Here is a 17216-nt window from a genome sequence, read left to right on the forward strand (position 1 = left end):
ATGGCCGCTCCATTGTGTTCAAACTCGACTGCAAAACGGGCAACAACAAGCTTTGTTCGCATCCTTTTGGCTGGTTGCCAAGCCGGGGGCGATAGGCTAGTTTTGCCGCCGCCTCTATGAAGCGCCCTCGCATTTTGTATCCCATTTTCCTGGCAGCCTGCCTCTGGAGCGCCACTCCGTGTTTTGCGGCGCAGGACCCGTCGGACATCTTCGTGCAGGCGTTGCTGGCCAGTCAATCCGGGGAAAAACTGGCTGCTGACGGCAAGACTCGCGAGGCGCTGGTGAAGTTTCGTTTCGCCGCCGGTCTTCTTGATCAAATCAAATCCGATTCCCCGAAATGGCAGCCGTTGGTCCGCGAATACCGCGCCAAAAAGACAGCCGAGTTTATCGCCAATCTGGAGTCCACCGCCGCGCGCGACCAGACGCTCGTGCCGCCGGGCCCGGACGACACTCTCATTCCCGGTGCCACCCCGAGCCGCCAGCCGACGCCGGAGCCTTTGCCGGATGAAACACCCGCAGAAGTTGCGACCGGACCCGCTGGCAGCGCCGAGGCGGCGGAATTGCGGCGTCAGGTTTCCGAGGCTCGCCTGGAAATCAAGCGGCTCCGGGCTATTAACAACGATCTCACCCAGAAGTACGAGCTGACCTCGAGCAACCTCCGCGATGCGCTGAAAAAAGTGGACCAAAGCCGCGTCGCCGTGGCCGAGCTACGCTCGCAAGTCGCCCAAGCCGAGGACCGCCTCCGCAGCGCGACCAACGCCCAGAAAAAGGACGCCGCGGCCATCGACACGCTCAAGAAAAGTGTCGCCTCCTTGCAGCGGCAGCTTTCCGAGCGCGCCGCCGATGCGAACCTCGTCGAGGACGAGGCGAACGACCTTTCCAAAACCGTCGCCGAAGCCAATCAACGCGCCGTTGACGCAGACAAAGGCCGCGACGCCGCTGTGCAGGAGCGCGATTCCGCTGTCAAAGAAAAACAAGATGCGCTTCAAGCTCGCGATGCCGCCCTGGCTGATCTGCAAAAAACTCGTTTAGACAAGGCCGCCGCCGACCAAGCCATTGCCAGCAATGCCGAGCTCACTGCCAAACTCGATGCGGCGGAAAAACAAATCACCGAGCTGAACCAGCGCCCGCAAGCCGCCGACGTCGAAGCGCTGAAGAAGCAACTGGCCGACATTCAAACGCAACTCGCCGCTGCCCAGGATAAAACCAAGGCCGACGCGACAAACATCGAGGAGCTCAAAGGCCAGCTCGAGGCCTCCAACAAAGCCTTGGAGGAAGCCCGCCAGAAAAACGGCAACAACGAGGAAACTGCCCAACTCAAGAGCGAGAACGATCTGCTTCGCGGCATCGTTCTCCGAACCATCAAAGATCAGGTCAAACGCAACCAAGCTCGCGAAATCGTTGCCGAGGAACTCTCCCGCATCGAGGGCAAATCCCAGACTTTGCTCGAACAAGTCGATGTCTTGGGAGCAGCCACGCTCCAGCTCAGCGACGACGAAAGAAAACTTTTCAAGGAACCCGAACTGGCCGCCCTCGACGCTACCGATCCGGGACTTTCCGTGGAAATGACGCAGACGGACACCGACAATGTTCGTCCCAAACTCCCCGCTGGCGGCAACACCAAACCCGCGGCCAGTCCAGGCAGCAAATCGGCTTCCGCCAGCCCCACTCCTAACCTCACCGTTCCAGACAAATACGCGTCGCTTGTCAGCCGCGCCAAGAAGTTCTTCGAACAAGGCAAACTCGAGGACGCCGAGCGCGCCTACAACGAGATCCTCAACGACGATCCTAACAATCTTTACGCGCTTTCTAACCTCGGCGTGGTCAACTACAAAGCCGGCAAGCTTCCGCAGTCCGAGAAGGCTCTCACCAAAGCTGTCGCTATTGCGCCGAAAGATTTCTTTGTGAACTGCACGCTCGGCATCGTTTACTATCGCCAGGGTAAATTTGAGAAAGCCATCGAGTCACTCACGCAGGCTGTCACCATCGACCCGAGCAGCGCCACCGCTCACAACTATCTAGGAATTGCTGCCAGTCAGAAAGGCTGGTTCGAGGCCGCCGTAAAAGAGCTGGAAAAAGCCACCACGCTTAACGCCAACTACCCCGACGCCTGGTTCAATCTCGCGGTCATCTACGCCACCAGCGAGCCGCCGTCGCTCGACAAGGCCCGCGACTGTTATCGCAAGGCTGTCGAACTCGGCGCACAGCCCGATCCTTCCCTGGAAAAACTTTTCAAGTAGGGTCACGGTCGATTGTTACCATGTCTAACATCACGGCATTCGGGATTCGCGGTTACCTGATCGACGCCCCGAAGTTTGGCTCCCTGCGCAGTTGGCGCGATGGAGCACTGGTTATCGAGGATGGAAAAATTACCGACGTCGGCGACTACGACACTTTAAAAAAAAAGCCGCGACCGCACAAGCTCCGCTGGCTGCACGGACCGCACACGCTCATCATTCCTGGGCTGATCGATGGCCACGCGCATCTGCCGCAGTATCCCTCGGTCGCCAAGGCGGGCGGTGAACTGCTGCCGTGGCTGCGTCAGCACATCTTTCCAGTGGAGAAGGAATTCACCGGCGCAAAAGCTAGAAAACAGTCCGCCCAATTCTTCGACGAAGTGGCGCGCCACGGCACGACCAGTATTGGACTCTTCACCGCGATTTACGAGGATAGCTGCGATGCTGCCTTTGTCGCCGCCGAGAAGAAAGGCATCCGCGCCATGATCGGCAAAGTCATGATGGATGTCGGCTCATACGGTTCCCTGCAACCGCGCAAAGTCGTCTCCATTTCCTTGTTAGAAACCGAGCGGCTGGCGAAAAAATGGAACGGAAAAAATGACGGTCTGCTCGACTACGCAGTCAGCCCGCGATTCGCTGTTAGCTGTTCCGAAAAAATGCTGCGCGGCGCCGCCGAAATTGCATCGGAGTACAATACTTATGTGCAGACGCATCTCTCGGAAAACTTGGGTGAGATCGAAATGGTGCGGCACCTTTTTCCTAACAGCAAAGACTACACCGACGTTTACGATCAATGCGGATTGTTAGGACCGAAAACCTTGCTCGGTCACGGCATTCATCTTTCGGAACGCGAGACCAGCGTCATCGCCGAACGAAAAAGCCGCATCGCGCACTGCCCCACTTCCAATCTATTCCTCGGCAGCGGAATCATGCCAGTCAACACGTGGCGCCAGCGCGGCATTACCCTTGGCTTGGGCTCCGACGTGGCCGCTGGGCCGGAGATTAACATGTGGCAGGTCATGCGCGCATCCGTCGAGTCGCAACAAGCCCGCTCCTTCTACGATAAAAATCTAACTCCGATCACCACCGCCGAGGCGTTTCACCTCGCCACCGCCGGCGGTGCGGACGCTCTAGGTAAACTACCTAACATCGGCACGCTGCACACTGGAAAAGACGCCGACTTGGCCGTGCTGGACATCGCCAGCCTGCTTCCCTACCACAAACTCTCCAACAGCGGCCCCGACATTTCACCCGAAGACCTTCTGGCCCTTTGCGTTTATCGGGCGAACTCAGGCAACGTGCTGGAAACATTCGTGCGCGGACGCTCCATCTACCGCGCGCCGGAACCCGCTTTGTTCTAACCTCATGCACGATCCCATTGCACTGGCACTCGCCGAAGACATCGGCAGCGGCGATCTCACCGCACAATACTTCATAGATCGCAAGGCTAAAACATCCGCTAGAATCTTTGCCAAGGAAACCTGCACCCTGGCTGGAATTGCCACTGCCGCTGAAACATTTTGCCAGGTCGATGCCACTCTCGACGTTCAGACGCAACGTGCCGACGGAGACCATCTGGAACATGGCGACACCGTTCTAACCATTCATGGCAAAACCGCCTCCATATTAACAGCGGAACGAGTCGCGTTAAACTTCCTCCAGCGCCTCTCCGGCGTCGCCACACTCACGCAGCGCTATGTGCAGGCCGTCGCTGGAACCAACGCCCGCATCCTAGACACTAGAAAAACCACGCCTGGACTTCGGATGTTAGAAAAAGCTGCCGTCAAGGCAGGCGGAGGAACCAATCACCGCATCGGCCTTTACGACATGGTGATGGTGAAGGACAACCACCTCCTCTCCGATCCCTACGTAACTCATTTGCAAGCGGCCATTCATCGCTTCAAGGCGGCGCATCCTAACATTCGCATCGAACTCGAGGTCGACAATCTCGAACAGGTCGCCGCATTTCTAACATTGACCCAGGTGGACGTCATTCTGCTCGACAACATGTCGCTCGACGAGTTGCGCACGGCTGTCTGGCTAACCTCGGGCCGCGTCCTGCTGGAGGCCAGCGGTGGAGTCAATCTGGAAACCGTCGCTGCCATCGCCGCTACCGGAGTCGATTTCATTTCTGTCGGTGCGTTGACGCATTCAGCCAGGGCAGTAGATTTTTCACTGGAACTAGCATGACCGACGTCAGTGCTTTGCTAACCAGCAAAATCATCGGGCATCCGTTCTATTATTATCCTGAGGTGACTTCGACCAACGATGTCGCCCAGCAATTCGGAAACAAGGGCGCGCCGGAAGGTCTTGTTGTATTCGCAGATTCACAAACCCAAGGCCGTGGCCGCCTAGGAAGACAATGGAACTCCCATCCGGGTCAGAGCCTCACCTTCTCCATATTGCTGCGTCCCGACTGGTCCAACGTATCGCGCATCAGCCTGGTGGCCGCCGTGGCAATGGCGCGGGTTCTTGAGCGACTAACAACGCACTCAGTCGGCATCAAATGGCCCAACGACATTCAGATCGACGGAAAAAAAGTCGCTGGAATTCTTTGCGAGGCCGGCAAAAAGTTCATCGTGATCGGCATCGGCCTGAACGTCTCGCAAACCACGTTGGATTTCCCGGAGGAACTGCGTGACAGGGCGGGTTTCATCGGAATGTTTGCCACCAACGCCGTGAATCGAATAGAACTCGCTGCGGCGCTGTTGAATGAACTGGACGCCATTTATCTAACATTGCCTGCTGAGTTAGATTCCATTATCGCCGAGTGCGGGAGTCGCAGTGTATTGTTAGAAAAACCCATCACAGCAAAGCTGGGAGACCATAGTGTAACTGGGATTGTGACCGGACTAGACGTGGGTGGCGGCTTGCGGGTGCGGCAGAAGTCCGGTGCTGAAACGGTCATCTCCTCAGGGGAAGTGACACTTTTGAAAACCTCCCTTGCATGAGCACCTGCCTAGTCACCTGCGGGCCGGCTTCCACCCGGATCGATGCCGTGCGCCGCATCACAAATTTCTCCACTGGAGAGCTAGGCACGCTGTTAGCAGAAGCTCTGCACACATCTGGTCACGAGGTGATCTGTCTGCGAGGCGAGGGAGCCACATTTCGTCCGCCGATAGGCATGAAAGTCGAATCTTTTTTCTCAAATTCCGATCTCCTAACCATGCTCCGGAGAATAGCGGAAAGCCGGGTGGTTCATCAGGTCTTCCATGCGGCTGCGTTGACGGATTTTGAAGTCACATCCATCATGGACGACATGGGGCGTCCATTGTTAGAAGATAAAATCGGGAGTTCCATTCCCATCTTGAACATTCGATTGAAACCCGCGGGCAAAGTGATTGTGAAACTACGCCGGCTTTTCCCCCATGCCCGCATCACCGGCTGGAAATACGAACTCTCCGGCACCACTGAGGAAGCTTCGCAAAAAGCAATCCGGCAAATGGAAGAATGCCAGACGGATGCCTGTGTCCTGAATGGCGCGGCTATTGGTTCCGGCTTTGCCTGTCTAACCAAAAACTCGCATCGCGATTTTTCAAATAAACAGGAACTGGCAAATTTTTTGTCAGCTAACGTTCCCAACGAATGACACCCGACTATCCTGAAGACGTTTGTCTGACAGATCTTCTTCGGATGCAAGTAGAGCGCACACCCGATGCGGTCGCAGTATTACAAGGGGAAGAGAGCCTAACCTATGTCCAGCTCGATGGTCTGGCGAATCGATTGGCGATCAAATTAGCTTCCGCCGGTGTGAGTCGCGGCCAACTTGTCGGCGTGGCCATGGAGCGTTCCCTGGAAATGATGGTGAGTCTTCTAGCGATTCTCAAAGCGGGCGCTGCCTACGTTCCGATCGATCCCGATTATCCGGCGGAACGCGTGGCTTACATGATTGAGGATTCGCAAGTGGCGGTCCTTCTAACCAAGGAGGGTCTTGTTTCTTGTCTGGAAACTGGTTCCGCAAAAATTATTCACGTGGATACGGACCAGCTAACATTAGAAAGCACCAGCCCGGATTTCCAGACCCCGGTGGATTTGCAGCCGTCCGATCCGGCCTACGTCATCTATACGTCCGGCACCACAGGACGCCCAAAGGGTGTGGTCGTGCCGCATCGCGCCATTTGCAATCAACTTTTCTGGCTGCAGGATACCTATCATCTAACATCGGCGGACCGGTTTTTGCAAAAGGCTCCATTCAGCTTTGATATTTCTGTCTTTGAAATTTTCTGGCCGCTGATCGGTGGAGGGCAAGTTATTCTCGCACGGCCAGGCGGCCAGTCCGACCCAGCATATCTAGTCTCGTTGATCCAGCGTCATGGAATTACCCTGCTGGATTTTCTACCTTCGATGTTAGAAGCATTTCTACAGGAGCCGGGAGTGGAAAATTGCCGCTCGATGCGACAGGTGCTGGTCGGTGGTGAATTGATCACGCAGGAGTTGGTGGATCGATTCTCGGCCATTTTCTCCATTCCGATCGACAACGTTTACGGACCGACGGAGACCACCATCCAAGTCACGCGTTGGGTGTGTCAGCCGCACGCAAATCTGATCCGCATTCCCATTGGCCGAGCGGTGGCGAATACTAACATTCATGTGCTGAATCCGTCCTTGCGCCGCACGCCTCCGGAGATCGCGGGTGAGATTTATATTGGTGGCCGTCAACTGGCGCTCGGCTATTGGAATCAACCGGAACTGACAGCGGAGAAATTCATTCGTGATCCATTTTCATCTAACCCGGATGACCGGCTTTATCGCACGGGCGACCTCGGTTATTTCGATGCAGATGGCGTGCTCTATTTTCTTGGCCGTACCGACGACCAGGTGAAACTGCGCGGGCACCGCATCGAGTTGCGGGGGATCGCCGCCATCGTCCAGTCGCATTGGGCGGTGCGCGAGGCGCTGGCGGTGGTTCGCGAGGACCGCGCGGACGATCAAAAACTAGTCGCCTACTATCTGCTCAAAAAGGACGCCGCGGCGCCGTCGCAGGCAGAGCTGCGCGGGCACGCTGCCTCGAAATCGCCGGCGCATTCCGTGCCGTCGGCCTTCGTGTTAGTAAACGAATGGCCGCTGCTGCCGAATGGAAAAATCGATCGCGCCGCCTTGCCTGCGCCTGTTTTTGAAAGCACCGGGCCGGGTCGCGATGCGCAGCCGATGACTCCCATGGAACTGCAACTCGCCGCGCTTTGGTCGGAGATTCTCGGTGTGCCGGAAGTCGGGGCCGAGGATGATTTCTTTGATCTCGGCGGTGACTCGTTGTTAGGACTGCAACTCGTCACGCGCATTCGACAGGAGGTGGGAAACAAGGCTTCCATCGCTGCGCTTTTTGAGTCGTCCACGGTGCGCGCGATGGCTCGCTGCCTGGGCGAGGGCGAAGGAACGGACGATGCGAGCGGAGCCTATCTCATTTTGCATCATGAGTTGGCGGAACTCTGGCTGCGCTATCTGCCCGTAACGCGGATCGATGTGCAGGAAGGCTTCTTCGATCTCGGCGGCACGCGCGATTCCGCTCGCGCCATGCTGATGGAAGTCGAGCGTCTTTTTCACACGCCGCAAGGGCTGGAACCCTTCGAGCGGCAGCCGACCATCGAATGGTTAGTCGGCTCCATTCTGCGGGGCAAACAAGGGCAGAGCCACCGGCACATCACTCCGCTGGTGGAGACGGGGGATGGCGCACCGTTTTTCTATCTGCACGGCGACATGACGGGAGTCGGATTCTATTGCAGGAAACTGAGTCGATTGTTAGGAGCGGGCCGTCCGTTCCATGCGCTGGCTCCGATCGACTACCGGGAACGGCCCTGGGAGGCGTCAATTGTTAACATGGCGGAGCGGCACGTAGAGGACATCCTGAATGTTAGAAAAGACGGGCCGTTTGTAATCGGTGGATTTTGCTCGGCGGCGATAGTGGCATTTGAGGTGGCCCATCTATTGAGAGATCGCGGCCATGAGGTCGAGCGGGTGATTTTATTGGAAGCCGAATGGGCGCACCCACTGATGCGGCTGTGGCGGCGTTGGAATAACCGGTCGTCGCTAGCGCCGGAGGAACGCATTCCTGCTTTTTCCAAAGGCTGGGGGACGATGGAAAAATGGCGCGCCTTTCGAGAGATGGAGCGCGCGGGTCAGCTCGCCTGGATTCGCCGCAAACTCCTCCTGCAAGAGCCGCCCCCGATGCCGGTGTTGTCGGAGGCGGATGCGGCTTGGCTAAATGAATATGGAGAGGGGCCAGTGATCGCGGCTTGGGCGGAATGTGATTATCGCCCTCGACGAATCGATGTGCCGGTGGACCTGATTTTATCCGACGACACACTCTGTCGCCGCCAGTCGATGCTGGCCGCATGGGATGGGCTGGCGCCGGAGATACGGCATTATTTTTTGCCGGGGAGCCACCATGGAATGATCACGAGCGGGGCGGAGCGGCTGGCCGGCGTGCTGCGGGAGATATTGAGCGTTTGCCGATAAGCATTTACAAGCGAGTGCATTGTTAGTAACTAACATTCCATGGAAGCACAATTGCGGTGGGCGATAGCGTTGGTGGCTATGGTGATGTTAGCACCATGCCTTCAGGCTCATGACTACTGGCTGGAGGCGGATCGAACCCGGCTCGCGAATCAAGAGATGGCGGTGGTGAGGCTGATGTTTGGAAAGAATTTTGCGGAAGGACAGGAGAAGCCGTTGCAGGTGGGGCGAACGGCGGATTTTCGCGACTATGGTCAGTCGCGGCAGTTTGGGAATTTACTTTTGCATCGAGCTAACAACAGCGTGCCGGCATGCATGTTCAAGCTGCGCCAGGAGGGAACGGTGTTAGTAACGATGGAACGCACGGCTTCCGAGATCCGCTTTGGGCGAGCGAAATATTTGGAATATGCCGCGCGTGAAGGGGCCGTGATCGACGAGAAAGAATTGTCTGCCTCCAAGAAAACGGTCTGCGAAACTTACACGCGCTACCTGAAGACATTGCTGCAAGTCGGCGGGGATGTGAACCAGACCGCCAGCAAACTCGTCGGGCAGAACTACGAAATTGTGCCGAAGGAGAACCCGTATCTGGGTGGTCTGATTAGCTTAAAGTTCAAGGTGCTCTTTGAAGGTCATCCCGTGTCCGCAGTGAAAGTAACTGCGATCCACAAGCTGGATGGAAAGCTCACCAGCAGCACGGCGATCACCGATGACAAAGGCTGCTGCGAATTTCCCATCGAGCAGACAGGAAGCTGGCTGATTCGATCGGTGAAGATCGTGCCGGATGCTCCCGCCGAAGGCATGCAAGCGAACTATCATAGCTATTGGGCCAGCCTGACGTTTGCGTACTAACGTTGCAGCGCAAAGATGTTAACATCGACTCCGCTGGAATAGATGGCGTGATCGTAAATGCGGCTGGGCGGCTCCAGCCCGGCGGATGTTAGAAGGTGAGTGGAGTGCTCCAGGACTTTTACCGCGCGCAACGCATACGGTGGATGATGCACGCGCCCGGAAAATAGATGACCGGCGTCATGGGCATAGAGCAGATAGCGTTCGACCAGGAAGAAATCGAGCGAACCGGGTTCCGTCAGACGCACCGGCCCGACTGGTTGATAGACGAAATGATCCGGCTCCAACTCGCCTCGCTGCGACCAGTAATCCACCGTGGCAGGAGTCGCCCGCGCCCGCATTCTGGCGTGGAAATAGGGCAGCTTGAAAAAAGTGTGTGCGAGCCAGACAGCCACCGCATTGCTGGCATCCAGCGAGAAAAACCACACGCCGGGAGTTCCATTATTATCATGGACATAGGTTCTCACATTCAGCTCCAGAAAATTGGACAAACCAGGGACGGATGGCGACCAGACAGGCCGGACTCCGCACATGAAAAACGGCACGATTCCGACCCACGCTGCATCGTCGAAAGTATCCACCGTCAGCCCCGGCGGTAGCAGTCGCTGGATCTCCGACGGCTCAAATTTCCAATGGAGAAAAAGCAGCTCGCGCCACGTCTGGCGCATCACCACGCGGGTCGCAGGCCGCTCGCGGAGGGCGAGACGCTGGTCGATGGTGGGCACCCTTTGACTATTGGCGCATCTGCCGCGAATATCCACGCTCCATTTTTTACCCATGCTCACCGTCTCCAAACTCTCGAAATCCTACGGCGGCCGCACTCTTTTTCAGGACGCGTCGCTCCAAGTCAACACCGGCGAACGCATTGGCCTCGTCGGCCCGAACGGAGCCGGCAAATCGACTTTGATCTCACTCATCATGGGAGAAACTTCACCCGACGAAGGCAGCGTGAGTTTCGACAAACGCGCCACGCTCGGCTTTCTCCCGCAGGAAACTGCCCCCGTCGGCGACGAGACCGTCCTCGAAGTCGCCATGTCGCACAACGTCGATCCCGATGATTACCAGATGGAGCCGAAAGCCAAGCGCATCCTCCACGGCCTCGCCTTTCGCGAGAGCGATTTCGACCGTCCGGCACGGCATCTCAGCGGCGGTTGGGTCATGCGCGCCCACCTCGCCCGGCTCCTCGTGCAGGAACCGGATTTGCTGATTTTGGATGAGCCGACGAACCACCTCGACTTGGAAACATTGGTCTGGTTCCGCGAATATCTCAGCCGTTATCCTGGCGCGATCGTCGTCATTTCCCACGACCGCGATTTCCTCGACCGGCTCGTCGGCTCCATCGTCGAGATCAAACATTCGCGCCTCACCCGCTGGAAGGGAAATTACTCCAGCTACGTCGGCCAGAGCGTCGCCCGCGACGAGCAACTCCTCTCCGCCTACAAAAATCAGCAGAAAGAAATCGAGACTTTGCAGCGTTTCGCCGACCGTTTTCGCGCCAAGGCCAGTAAAGCGTCTCAAGCCCAGAGCAAGCTCAAGCAGATCGATCGCATGGAGAAAATCGAGGCTCCCGTCGCCGCCGGCAAAAGCATCGGGTTCCGTTTTCCATCGCCACCGAAGAGCGGGCAGAAAGTCATTTCCCTCACCGGCGTCGGCCATGCCTACGGTGAGCAAGTCGTCTATCGTGGCCTCGATTACACCGTGGAAAAAGGCCAACGCACCGTCTTTTGCGGACCAAACGGCGCGGGCAAATCGACCCTCCTCAAGCTCCTCGCAGGCGTCATGGACATTCAAAGTGGCGAGCGCGAACTCGGCCATAACGTGAAGCCCGGCTACTTCTCGCAAAACCGCGTCGAGATGCTCAACATGAAACACACCGTCCTGCAATCCGTCCAGGACATGGACCACCCCGTCTCCGACGAAACCGCCCGCACCGTCCTCGGCAGCTTCCTCTTCCGCGGCGACGACGTTTTCAAGCCAGTTGCAGTGTTATCGGGTGGAGAAAAAAGCCGCCTCGCTCTCGTCAAGTTGCTGCTCGATCCGCCGAATCTCCTCCTCATGGATGAGCCGACCACCCACCTCGACATCGCCAGCATCGACGCCGTCATTGAGGCGCTCAAGCAATACGAGGGTACGCTCCTATTCATCAGCCACGACGTGTATTTCATCCGCCAGCTCGCCACCAGCGTCCTTCACATTCACTCGGGAGCGATCAAAGCCTACCCCGGCGACTACCAGTATTTTCTCGATAAAACCAACGCTCTCACCGAGCGTGCCGGCCTCACCTCGGGCCGACCGATGGAACAAATCGAGCAGGCGAAAACCGGTCCCGTCGTCGCCAAAGGACTCTCCATGCGCGAAGTCCGGGAGGAACGCAAACGCGTCCAAGCCGAGCGCGCCGCCGCCAACGCCCTCAAGCGCGCGGCAGAAAAAGAAGTCGCCGCTCTCGAAGCCGAGGTCATTTCTCTGGAGAAACAGCAGGCCGACCTGTCCGCGCGGCTGGAATCCAGCGAAGCGCAGTCCGACTCCGGTCTCGCCTTTCGACTGAACCGCGAACTCATGGCCGTCAGCACGAGTCTGGAACGCGCCTCCGCGAAGTGGGAAGCCGCCGCCAACCTCATCGGCGCGAAAGACGCCGACTAACGGAGCGTTCCCCAAGGCAAACGGAGCGCTCCCAAAGGTTAACGGAGCGTTCCCAAAGGTTAACGGAGCGTTCCAGACTTCTACCAGGTATATTTCACCGTATAAGTCACGACTTTTTCGCCATCTTTTTCGATGGTGACCGGGATGTGGATGGTATTGGCATCTTCCTTGGTCCATTTGTCGCTCAAATCGGTGATTTCCCACTGGTTCCAGCGGTAGAGCGTTTCCTTCACGAGCACTTCAATCGGGGTGTCCTTGTGGTTGCGGACCTTGATCTCGAAACTTTCCGTGGCCACGTGACCGCGCGTGTTAAGGGTGAAATTCGTCCGCTTGCGCTCGCCGACGATGTCGAAGGCGTCGCCGGTGGTGATGCGGATTTTTTCGTTCTTCGGAGTGTGATCGATTTCGTCCTCGCCGACGAACTCGAGGGAATTATCCGCCGGATCGCGCTTCGAGATGCGGATTTTGCCCTTGGGCAGTGCCAAGCCGAGGTGGTTTTCCTTGGAATTGGCGATCTCGAAGAAGACCTTCACCTTTTTGTTGGAGTTCTCCGAGCCGAAGTCGTTCTCCATTTGCAGGCCGCCATAGAAACGCATCTGGGGCTGCCCGTCGTAGAGGTAAATCTTCTTCAGCGGAATGGCGGCGGCAGAGAGGAGTTCGATTTGTTTCGTCTGATTTTCGGCCACCGTCGCAGGGCGTCCGAGGGTGTAGAGGTGATATTCGAAGAAGGACTTTTCCTCGAAGCCAGTGGGGGCTTCTGCGGCTACAGCGTCCAAGGCCATGGGAGCTTTCTCCATTCTCGCATTTGGCTGCACGCGATGCACGTCGCCTGCGACGAGTTTGAGCCGGGCGTCCCGGTAAGTGGCGCCGGACTGATTGGTGATCGTCACCCAGCCGCCGAGATCAGCCTGTTTTTCATCGCCGGAAAGAACGAGATTGTAGTCCGCATTCCAACTGATGCCCTGGGTCTGGTAGGCGATCTCGACCATCTGATCGCCGGGCTTGGCGGTGGCCACTTTCCAGACGAGCGACGGGCGTGTGATGAGCCCATCGGGCAGCGAACCAAACTGGATGTCCACGACGTTTTGCGGGCGCTGGATCATGGCGAGACCTTTGTTGTCTGCCTGCGCCAATACGATCTGACCCGGATCGAAGCTCTGCAATTTCCCAGTGTAAATCGCACCGCCCGCCGTCTTCACCGTGATGTCGCGGTCGATGTATTTCTCCAGCAACTTATCGGCGGAAACGAGATCGTATTCGTAGTTTTGCTCGAGCACCTTCGCGTCGGGATCAGTTAGCGAAAGGAAATGCACACTGGTGGGATCGATCTGTTTCGCCACATCCTGAAAGCGCACTGTGCCGTCAGTGATGGAGAGTTGGCGCGTCTCGCGAACGACGCCGAAGTTTTGGTTGTAGATCGTGAGCGCGACTCCCGGCTGGGAGGGAGCAGGTTGAGCGAGCGTGCTGGAGACAGCGAGGGCGAGGGCGGCGAGGGTGTGCTTCATGATGGGGAGAACGCGGGAGCGATGGGTTTTCTTAGTTTAATCTGGATCGGTGCGAAAAGGCGACGCGGGCAGGCCCTCTTTATTAAAGAAATTGACGTCGGGAACATTGGACCAGCCATACCGCACCGCTGCCGGAGCGACCACGGCATCGCTCCAGACCAAGACGCTGTCGCCCTGAATCTCGGCTTGCGCGGGAATGAAATTCTTATCCGCACCAGAAATGGTGAAACCTTTCAGCGGGCCATCCTGGGCCATCAAACCCGAGCCCAAATGACTGAACTGAATTGTCGCCTTGTTCCCGGCAAAGGCGACGGATTCATAGAGCGGGCCGGAGTATTCGATCTTTTCCCCATACTCCAAAGCACGCGCCGCCATGGCGAGACGCTGGCCGACGGGTTCCTTCTGGGAGGGGTGAATGTCGTTGGCGTCGCCGTGATCGGTGATGACTGCCATGGCGAGATTGGGAAGCTGTTTTAGGGTGAGAAATTGCGCCTCGCGAATCTCCGGGCTCATGTCTTTATGCGGTGCGATTTGCACGTAGAGAAATAAAAATGGACCGATGTTCCAGCGTTGCCTCCAGTCATTTATCATGGCTGGAAAGAGTCGGCGATAGATGCTGGCGCGAGCGGAGTTAGCCTCACCCTGATACCAGACGACGCCACGAATTGGATAAGGAATAAGCGGCGCGAGCATGGACCGAAAGAGGTTGCCCGGCTGATATTGACCGGGGCCACCAGAGGTCATGACCCAGGCGGGGCCGTTGGTGAAACTGGTGGAAGTGCGGTAATTCCACTGGCCGGAGAGCATCACAGGAGGGAGGGCAGTCCCGGTGAAGTCGAGTTTGAGTTCGTTCGGAGCGACGAGCCAGCCGCCGTTTCCGGCGACGTTCACCAGACGAACCGTGATGACGTTCTTACCCGAATGCATCGCTCCGGCCGGAATGGCATAATCGCGGTTATTTTGCCATGAGTTGGTGGCACCCACGCGCTGGCCATTGATCCATGTGGTATCTTCGTCGTCCAATTTTCCGAGGTGCAAAAGCGCAGGCTTCCCTTCGGCTTCCGCAGGCAGATCGAACTCGCGTCGGAACCAGATCACACCGTGGAAATTAGCCTGTCCCATGTGATCCAGAGTCGCGGGCAACTCCGCAGCCTGCCAGTCGGAGGGAGTGAATTCAGCCATTTCCCAACCGTGGCCAGGGGTGGAGCCGGGATCGTTTTTCGCCAACCATTCGCCGCGCACATCTTTCGGAGGCCGGCCAGACTGCGTTGCATCCATAGCCTCCATCATTTCCTTAAACTCAGGAAGGTTTTTGAGCGCCTCGGGACTCGTCCAGGCTTCGGCAGGCGTGCCGCCCCAGGAGGAATGCAGGATGCCAATGGGAACATGGATGGCTTTGAAAACATCCCGCGCAAAGTAGTAGCCAACCGCAGTAAACTGGCTGGCGGTCTCGGGCGTGCAAACCGCCCAGCGGCCATTCACATCGGACACAGCACCTGCTGCCATTTTCTGAGGCACGTAGAACTGTCGTATGAGCGGATAGTTCGCCGAGGCAACCTCCTCTTTCCAGCCAGTGAGTTCCTGCTGCGGAGGACGAGGACCGAGCTGGCGCTCCATGTTGGATTGCCCGCTGGCGAGCCAGACATCGCCCACGAGGATGTCGCGCAGAACTATTTTTCCTGCCGGACTGGAGACGATCATTTCGCGTGGCTGATCGCTGACGGCCAGTGGGCGCAAATTCACTTTCCATCGGCCATCACGCGCGACGGTAGAGATCTTTTGCCCCGCAAATTCCACTGTCACATCGGTTCCATCAGGAGCCGTTCCCCAGACGGGATGATCGATCCCACGCTGCAGCACGGCATGGGAACGAAAGAGGCTGTTGGTGCGAATGGCCAGTGGCGGCTCCGGTTTTTTTCCGGTGAGAGCTTCAAAGGCAGCCTGCGCCATCAGTCCGGCCCCAGTTGTGTTGGGATGCACTCGATCCGGAAATAATTCTGGATGATCGGCGAGGGCGGCGTGCATGTCGATGAGGGTTGCGGGCTGGGCTTCAATGATGCGGTCGAGCATCTTGATTTCCTCCTGAATGTTGGTTTCGTTGATGCCAAAATTCCCCGGCTCCGGCACGGGGACGGGTCTGCAAACGAACACGCGTGGGTGAGTGGGCAGCGCGAGAAAGGTCTGGATGAGGTCGGTGTAGTCAGCGGCGAACTCGTCTTTGTGCGTCCAGTTTTGCGGCTTCGTGTCGTTGGTCCCGAGCATGATGATCACCGCATCGGGCTGGAAATCCTGCGCTTGGCGGAAAGCATTTTCCTTCCAATATGGGAAGTCGCCCTTGCGAAGCAGCGTCCGTGCGCTGACACCGAAATTGCCCACTTCCCAGTCGTCGCCGAGGAGTTCTTGAAGCTGCGAGGGATAGGACTTTCCATTCTCCGCGCCGACTCCTTGCGTGATGCTGTCGCCCACGCAGGCGACGCGAATCGTCTTCAGCAATTTCCCAGGATCGAGCGGTGAGGAAGGCGCGGCCGCGCGCAGCATGGAAACAAAGGCGAGCAGAAGGCAGATGACTTGGAGGAGAAATTTTTTCATAGCGGTGGATGAGTTTATAAATTGCCGCGCTGATGCGGCGCATGGAAGTCCACCATGGGGCCAATCGGCACGATGCGAGTTGGATTGATATCATCGTGCGTCTGATAATAATGCCGCTTGATGTGATCGAAATTCACCGTCGCGCTCACGTCGTCCTGCTGGTAAAGATCGCGCGTGTAAGCGAAAAGATTCGGGTAATCGACCAGCCGGCGAAGATTGCATTTGAAGTGCCCGTGATAGACTTCGTCAAAGCGAATCAACGTCGGGAAAAGTCGCCAGTCGGCTTCAGTCTGACGCTGCCCAAAAAGGTAGCGCCGGCTGCCGAGTAGGACTTCGAGCTGATTCAATGTATCGAAAACTGCCCAAGCCGCCGTCTCGTAGGCGCGCTGACTTGTGGCAAACCCAGCCTGGTAAACGCCATTGTTCACCGTGTCGTAAATCAGGGAATTAATGTCGTCAATTTTATTCCGCAGATCCTCGGGATAGAAGTCTGCAGTGTTCTTTGCGAAGTCGGCAAACTCGCTGCTTAACATCCGCAAAATGTCGTCATCGGAGTTGCTCACGATCCGGCTCGTCTTCTTATCCCAGAGCACCGGGACCGTGACGCGCGAATCGTAGTTTGAGTCCGTCGCGCGATACGCTTCGCTGAGGAACTGGAAGCCGTTGATCGGGTCTGTGGAATGACCTGGTCCATCGCGGAACGCCCAGCCGCGTTCGTCGCGAACAGGATTGACGACCGTCATGCCGATAACGTCTTCGAGTCCTTTCAATTGACGCATGATAATCGTCCGGTGCGCCCACGGGCAGGCGAGCGAAACGTAGAGATGATAACGCTCAGACTCGGCTGCAAATTCCGCGCGGTCGTCACGACGGACCCAGTTGCGGAAGGCATCACCCTGGCGCTGAAATTCACCGGAGTCGGATTGTTCTTGGGGAAATTGAGCCATGT

Annotated in this window: 12 protein-coding genes; 8 read left to right on the plus strand and 4 right to left on the minus strand. The window is 57.3% G+C overall.

Annotated features, from left to right (window positions below):
- The first annotated feature begins 116 nt into the window (after positions 1-116).
- From ABIT76_02795 to ABIT76_02825, 7 genes are read left to right on the plus strand one after another with little or no spacing between them, the layout of a single operon-like run.
- Positions 117-2240, plus strand: a complete 2124-nt coding sequence (locus ABIT76_02795) for a tetratricopeptide repeat protein (protein MEO7932065.1) — start codon at positions 117-119, stop codon at positions 2238-2240.
- Positions 2241-2260: 20 nt separating this feature from the next.
- Positions 2261-3598, plus strand: a complete 1338-nt coding sequence (gene guaD / locus ABIT76_02800) for a guanine deaminase (protein ID MEO7932066.1) — start codon at positions 2261-2263, stop codon at positions 3596-3598.
- 4 nt (positions 3599-3602) lie between these two features.
- Positions 3603-4427, plus strand: coding sequence for a carboxylating nicotinate-nucleotide diphosphorylase (gene nadC, locus ABIT76_02805; protein ID MEO7932067.1), 825 nt, complete (start codon positions 3603-3605; stop codon positions 4425-4427).
- A complete protein-coding gene (locus ABIT76_02810; protein MEO7932068.1) occupies positions 4424-5188 on the plus strand; it encodes a biotin--[acetyl-CoA-carboxylase] ligase in 765 nt (254 codons plus the stop codon). The genes nadC and ABIT76_02810 overlap by 4 nt, the downstream gene beginning before the upstream one ends.
- Positions 5185-5826 (plus strand): phosphopantothenoylcysteine decarboxylase, encoded by a 642-nt coding sequence (locus ABIT76_02815; GenBank protein ID MEO7932069.1) that lies wholly within the window; start codon positions 5185-5187, stop codon positions 5824-5826. Before ABIT76_02810 ends, ABIT76_02815 begins: the two co-directional genes overlap by 4 nt.
- Before the next feature lie 44 nt (positions 5827-5870).
- Positions 5871-8690: an amino acid adenylation domain-containing protein gene (locus ABIT76_02820; protein ID MEO7932070.1), complete on the plus strand. Its 2820-nt coding sequence runs from the start codon at positions 5871-5873 to the stop codon at positions 8688-8690.
- Positions 8691-8729: 39 nt separating this feature from the next.
- Positions 8730-9536, plus strand: coding sequence for a DUF4198 domain-containing protein (locus ABIT76_02825; protein MEO7932071.1), 807 nt, complete (start codon positions 8730-8732; stop codon positions 9534-9536).
- Here the strand turns inward: ABIT76_02825 and ABIT76_02830 are convergent.
- Positions 9533-10258, minus strand: a complete 726-nt coding sequence (locus ABIT76_02830) for a DUF2071 domain-containing protein (protein MEO7932072.1) — start codon at positions 10256-10258, stop codon at positions 9533-9535. The genes ABIT76_02825 and ABIT76_02830 overlap by 4 nt on opposite strands.
- Positions 10259-10310: 52 nt before the next feature.
- Between ABIT76_02830 and ABIT76_02835 the strand changes: the two genes are divergently transcribed.
- Positions 10311-12173, plus strand: coding sequence for an ABC-F family ATP-binding cassette domain-containing protein (locus ABIT76_02835; protein ID MEO7932073.1), 1863 nt, complete (start codon positions 10311-10313; stop codon positions 12171-12173).
- Positions 12174-12253: 80 nt separating this feature from the next.
- Here ABIT76_02835 and ABIT76_02840 read toward each other — a convergent pair whose 3' ends face one another.
- From ABIT76_02840 to ABIT76_02850, 3 genes are read right to left on the minus strand one after another with little or no spacing between them, the layout of a single operon-like run.
- Positions 12254-13678: a DUF4139 domain-containing protein gene (locus ABIT76_02840; protein ID MEO7932074.1), complete on the minus strand. Its 1425-nt coding sequence runs from the start codon at positions 13676-13678 to the stop codon at positions 12254-12256.
- Positions 13679-13714: 36 nt separating this feature from the next.
- Positions 13715-16267 (minus strand): GDSL-type esterase/lipase family protein, encoded by a 2553-nt coding sequence (locus ABIT76_02845; protein ID MEO7932075.1) that lies wholly within the window; start codon positions 16265-16267, stop codon positions 13715-13717.
- A 14-nt stretch (positions 16268-16281) separates the two neighbouring features.
- A complete protein-coding gene (locus ABIT76_02850) occupies positions 16282-17214 on the minus strand; it encodes a glutathione S-transferase family protein (GenBank protein ID MEO7932076.1) in 933 nt (310 codons plus the stop codon).
- Between the last annotated feature and the right edge of the window lie 2 nt (positions 17215-17216).

The sequence above is a fragment of the Chthoniobacterales bacterium genome (assembly GCA_039930045.1).
Lineage (GTDB): Bacteria > Verrucomicrobiota > Verrucomicrobiia > Chthoniobacterales > DASVRZ01 > DASVRZ01.

Coding starts and splice junctions, on each gene's coding strand:
- ABIT76_02820 (MEO7932070.1), top strand. CDS start 5,871: ATGCAAGTAGAGCGCACACCCGATGCGGTCGCAGTATTACAAGGGGAA.
- guaD (MEO7932066.1), top strand. CDS start 2,261: ATGTCTAACATCACGGCATTCGGGATTCGCGGTTACCTGATCGACGCC.
- ABIT76_02845 (MEO7932075.1), bottom strand. CDS start 16,267: ATGAAAAAATTTCTCCTCCAAGTCATCTGCCTTCTGCTCGCCTTTGTT.
- ABIT76_02835 (MEO7932073.1), top strand. CDS start 10,311: ATGCTCACCGTCTCCAAACTCTCGAAATCCTACGGCGGCCGCACTCTT.
- ABIT76_02815 (MEO7932069.1), top strand. CDS start 5,185: ATGAGCACCTGCCTAGTCACCTGCGGGCCGGCTTCCACCCGGATCGAT.
- nadC (MEO7932067.1), top strand. CDS start 3,603: ATGCACGATCCCATTGCACTGGCACTCGCCGAAGACATCGGCAGCGGC.
- ABIT76_02795 (MEO7932065.1), top strand. CDS start 117: ATGAAGCGCCCTCGCATTTTGTATCCCATTTTCCTGGCAGCCTGCCTC.
- ABIT76_02825 (MEO7932071.1), top strand. CDS start 8,730: ATGGAAGCACAATTGCGGTGGGCGATAGCGTTGGTGGCTATGGTGATG.
- ABIT76_02850 (MEO7932076.1), bottom strand. CDS start 17,214: ATGGCTCAATTTCCCCAAGAACAATCCGACTCCGGTGAATTTCAGCGC.
- ABIT76_02810 (MEO7932068.1), top strand. CDS start 4,424: ATGACCGACGTCAGTGCTTTGCTAACCAGCAAAATCATCGGGCATCCG.
- ABIT76_02840 (MEO7932074.1), bottom strand. CDS start 13,678: ATGAAGCACACCCTCGCCGCCCTCGCCCTCGCTGTCTCCAGCACGCTC.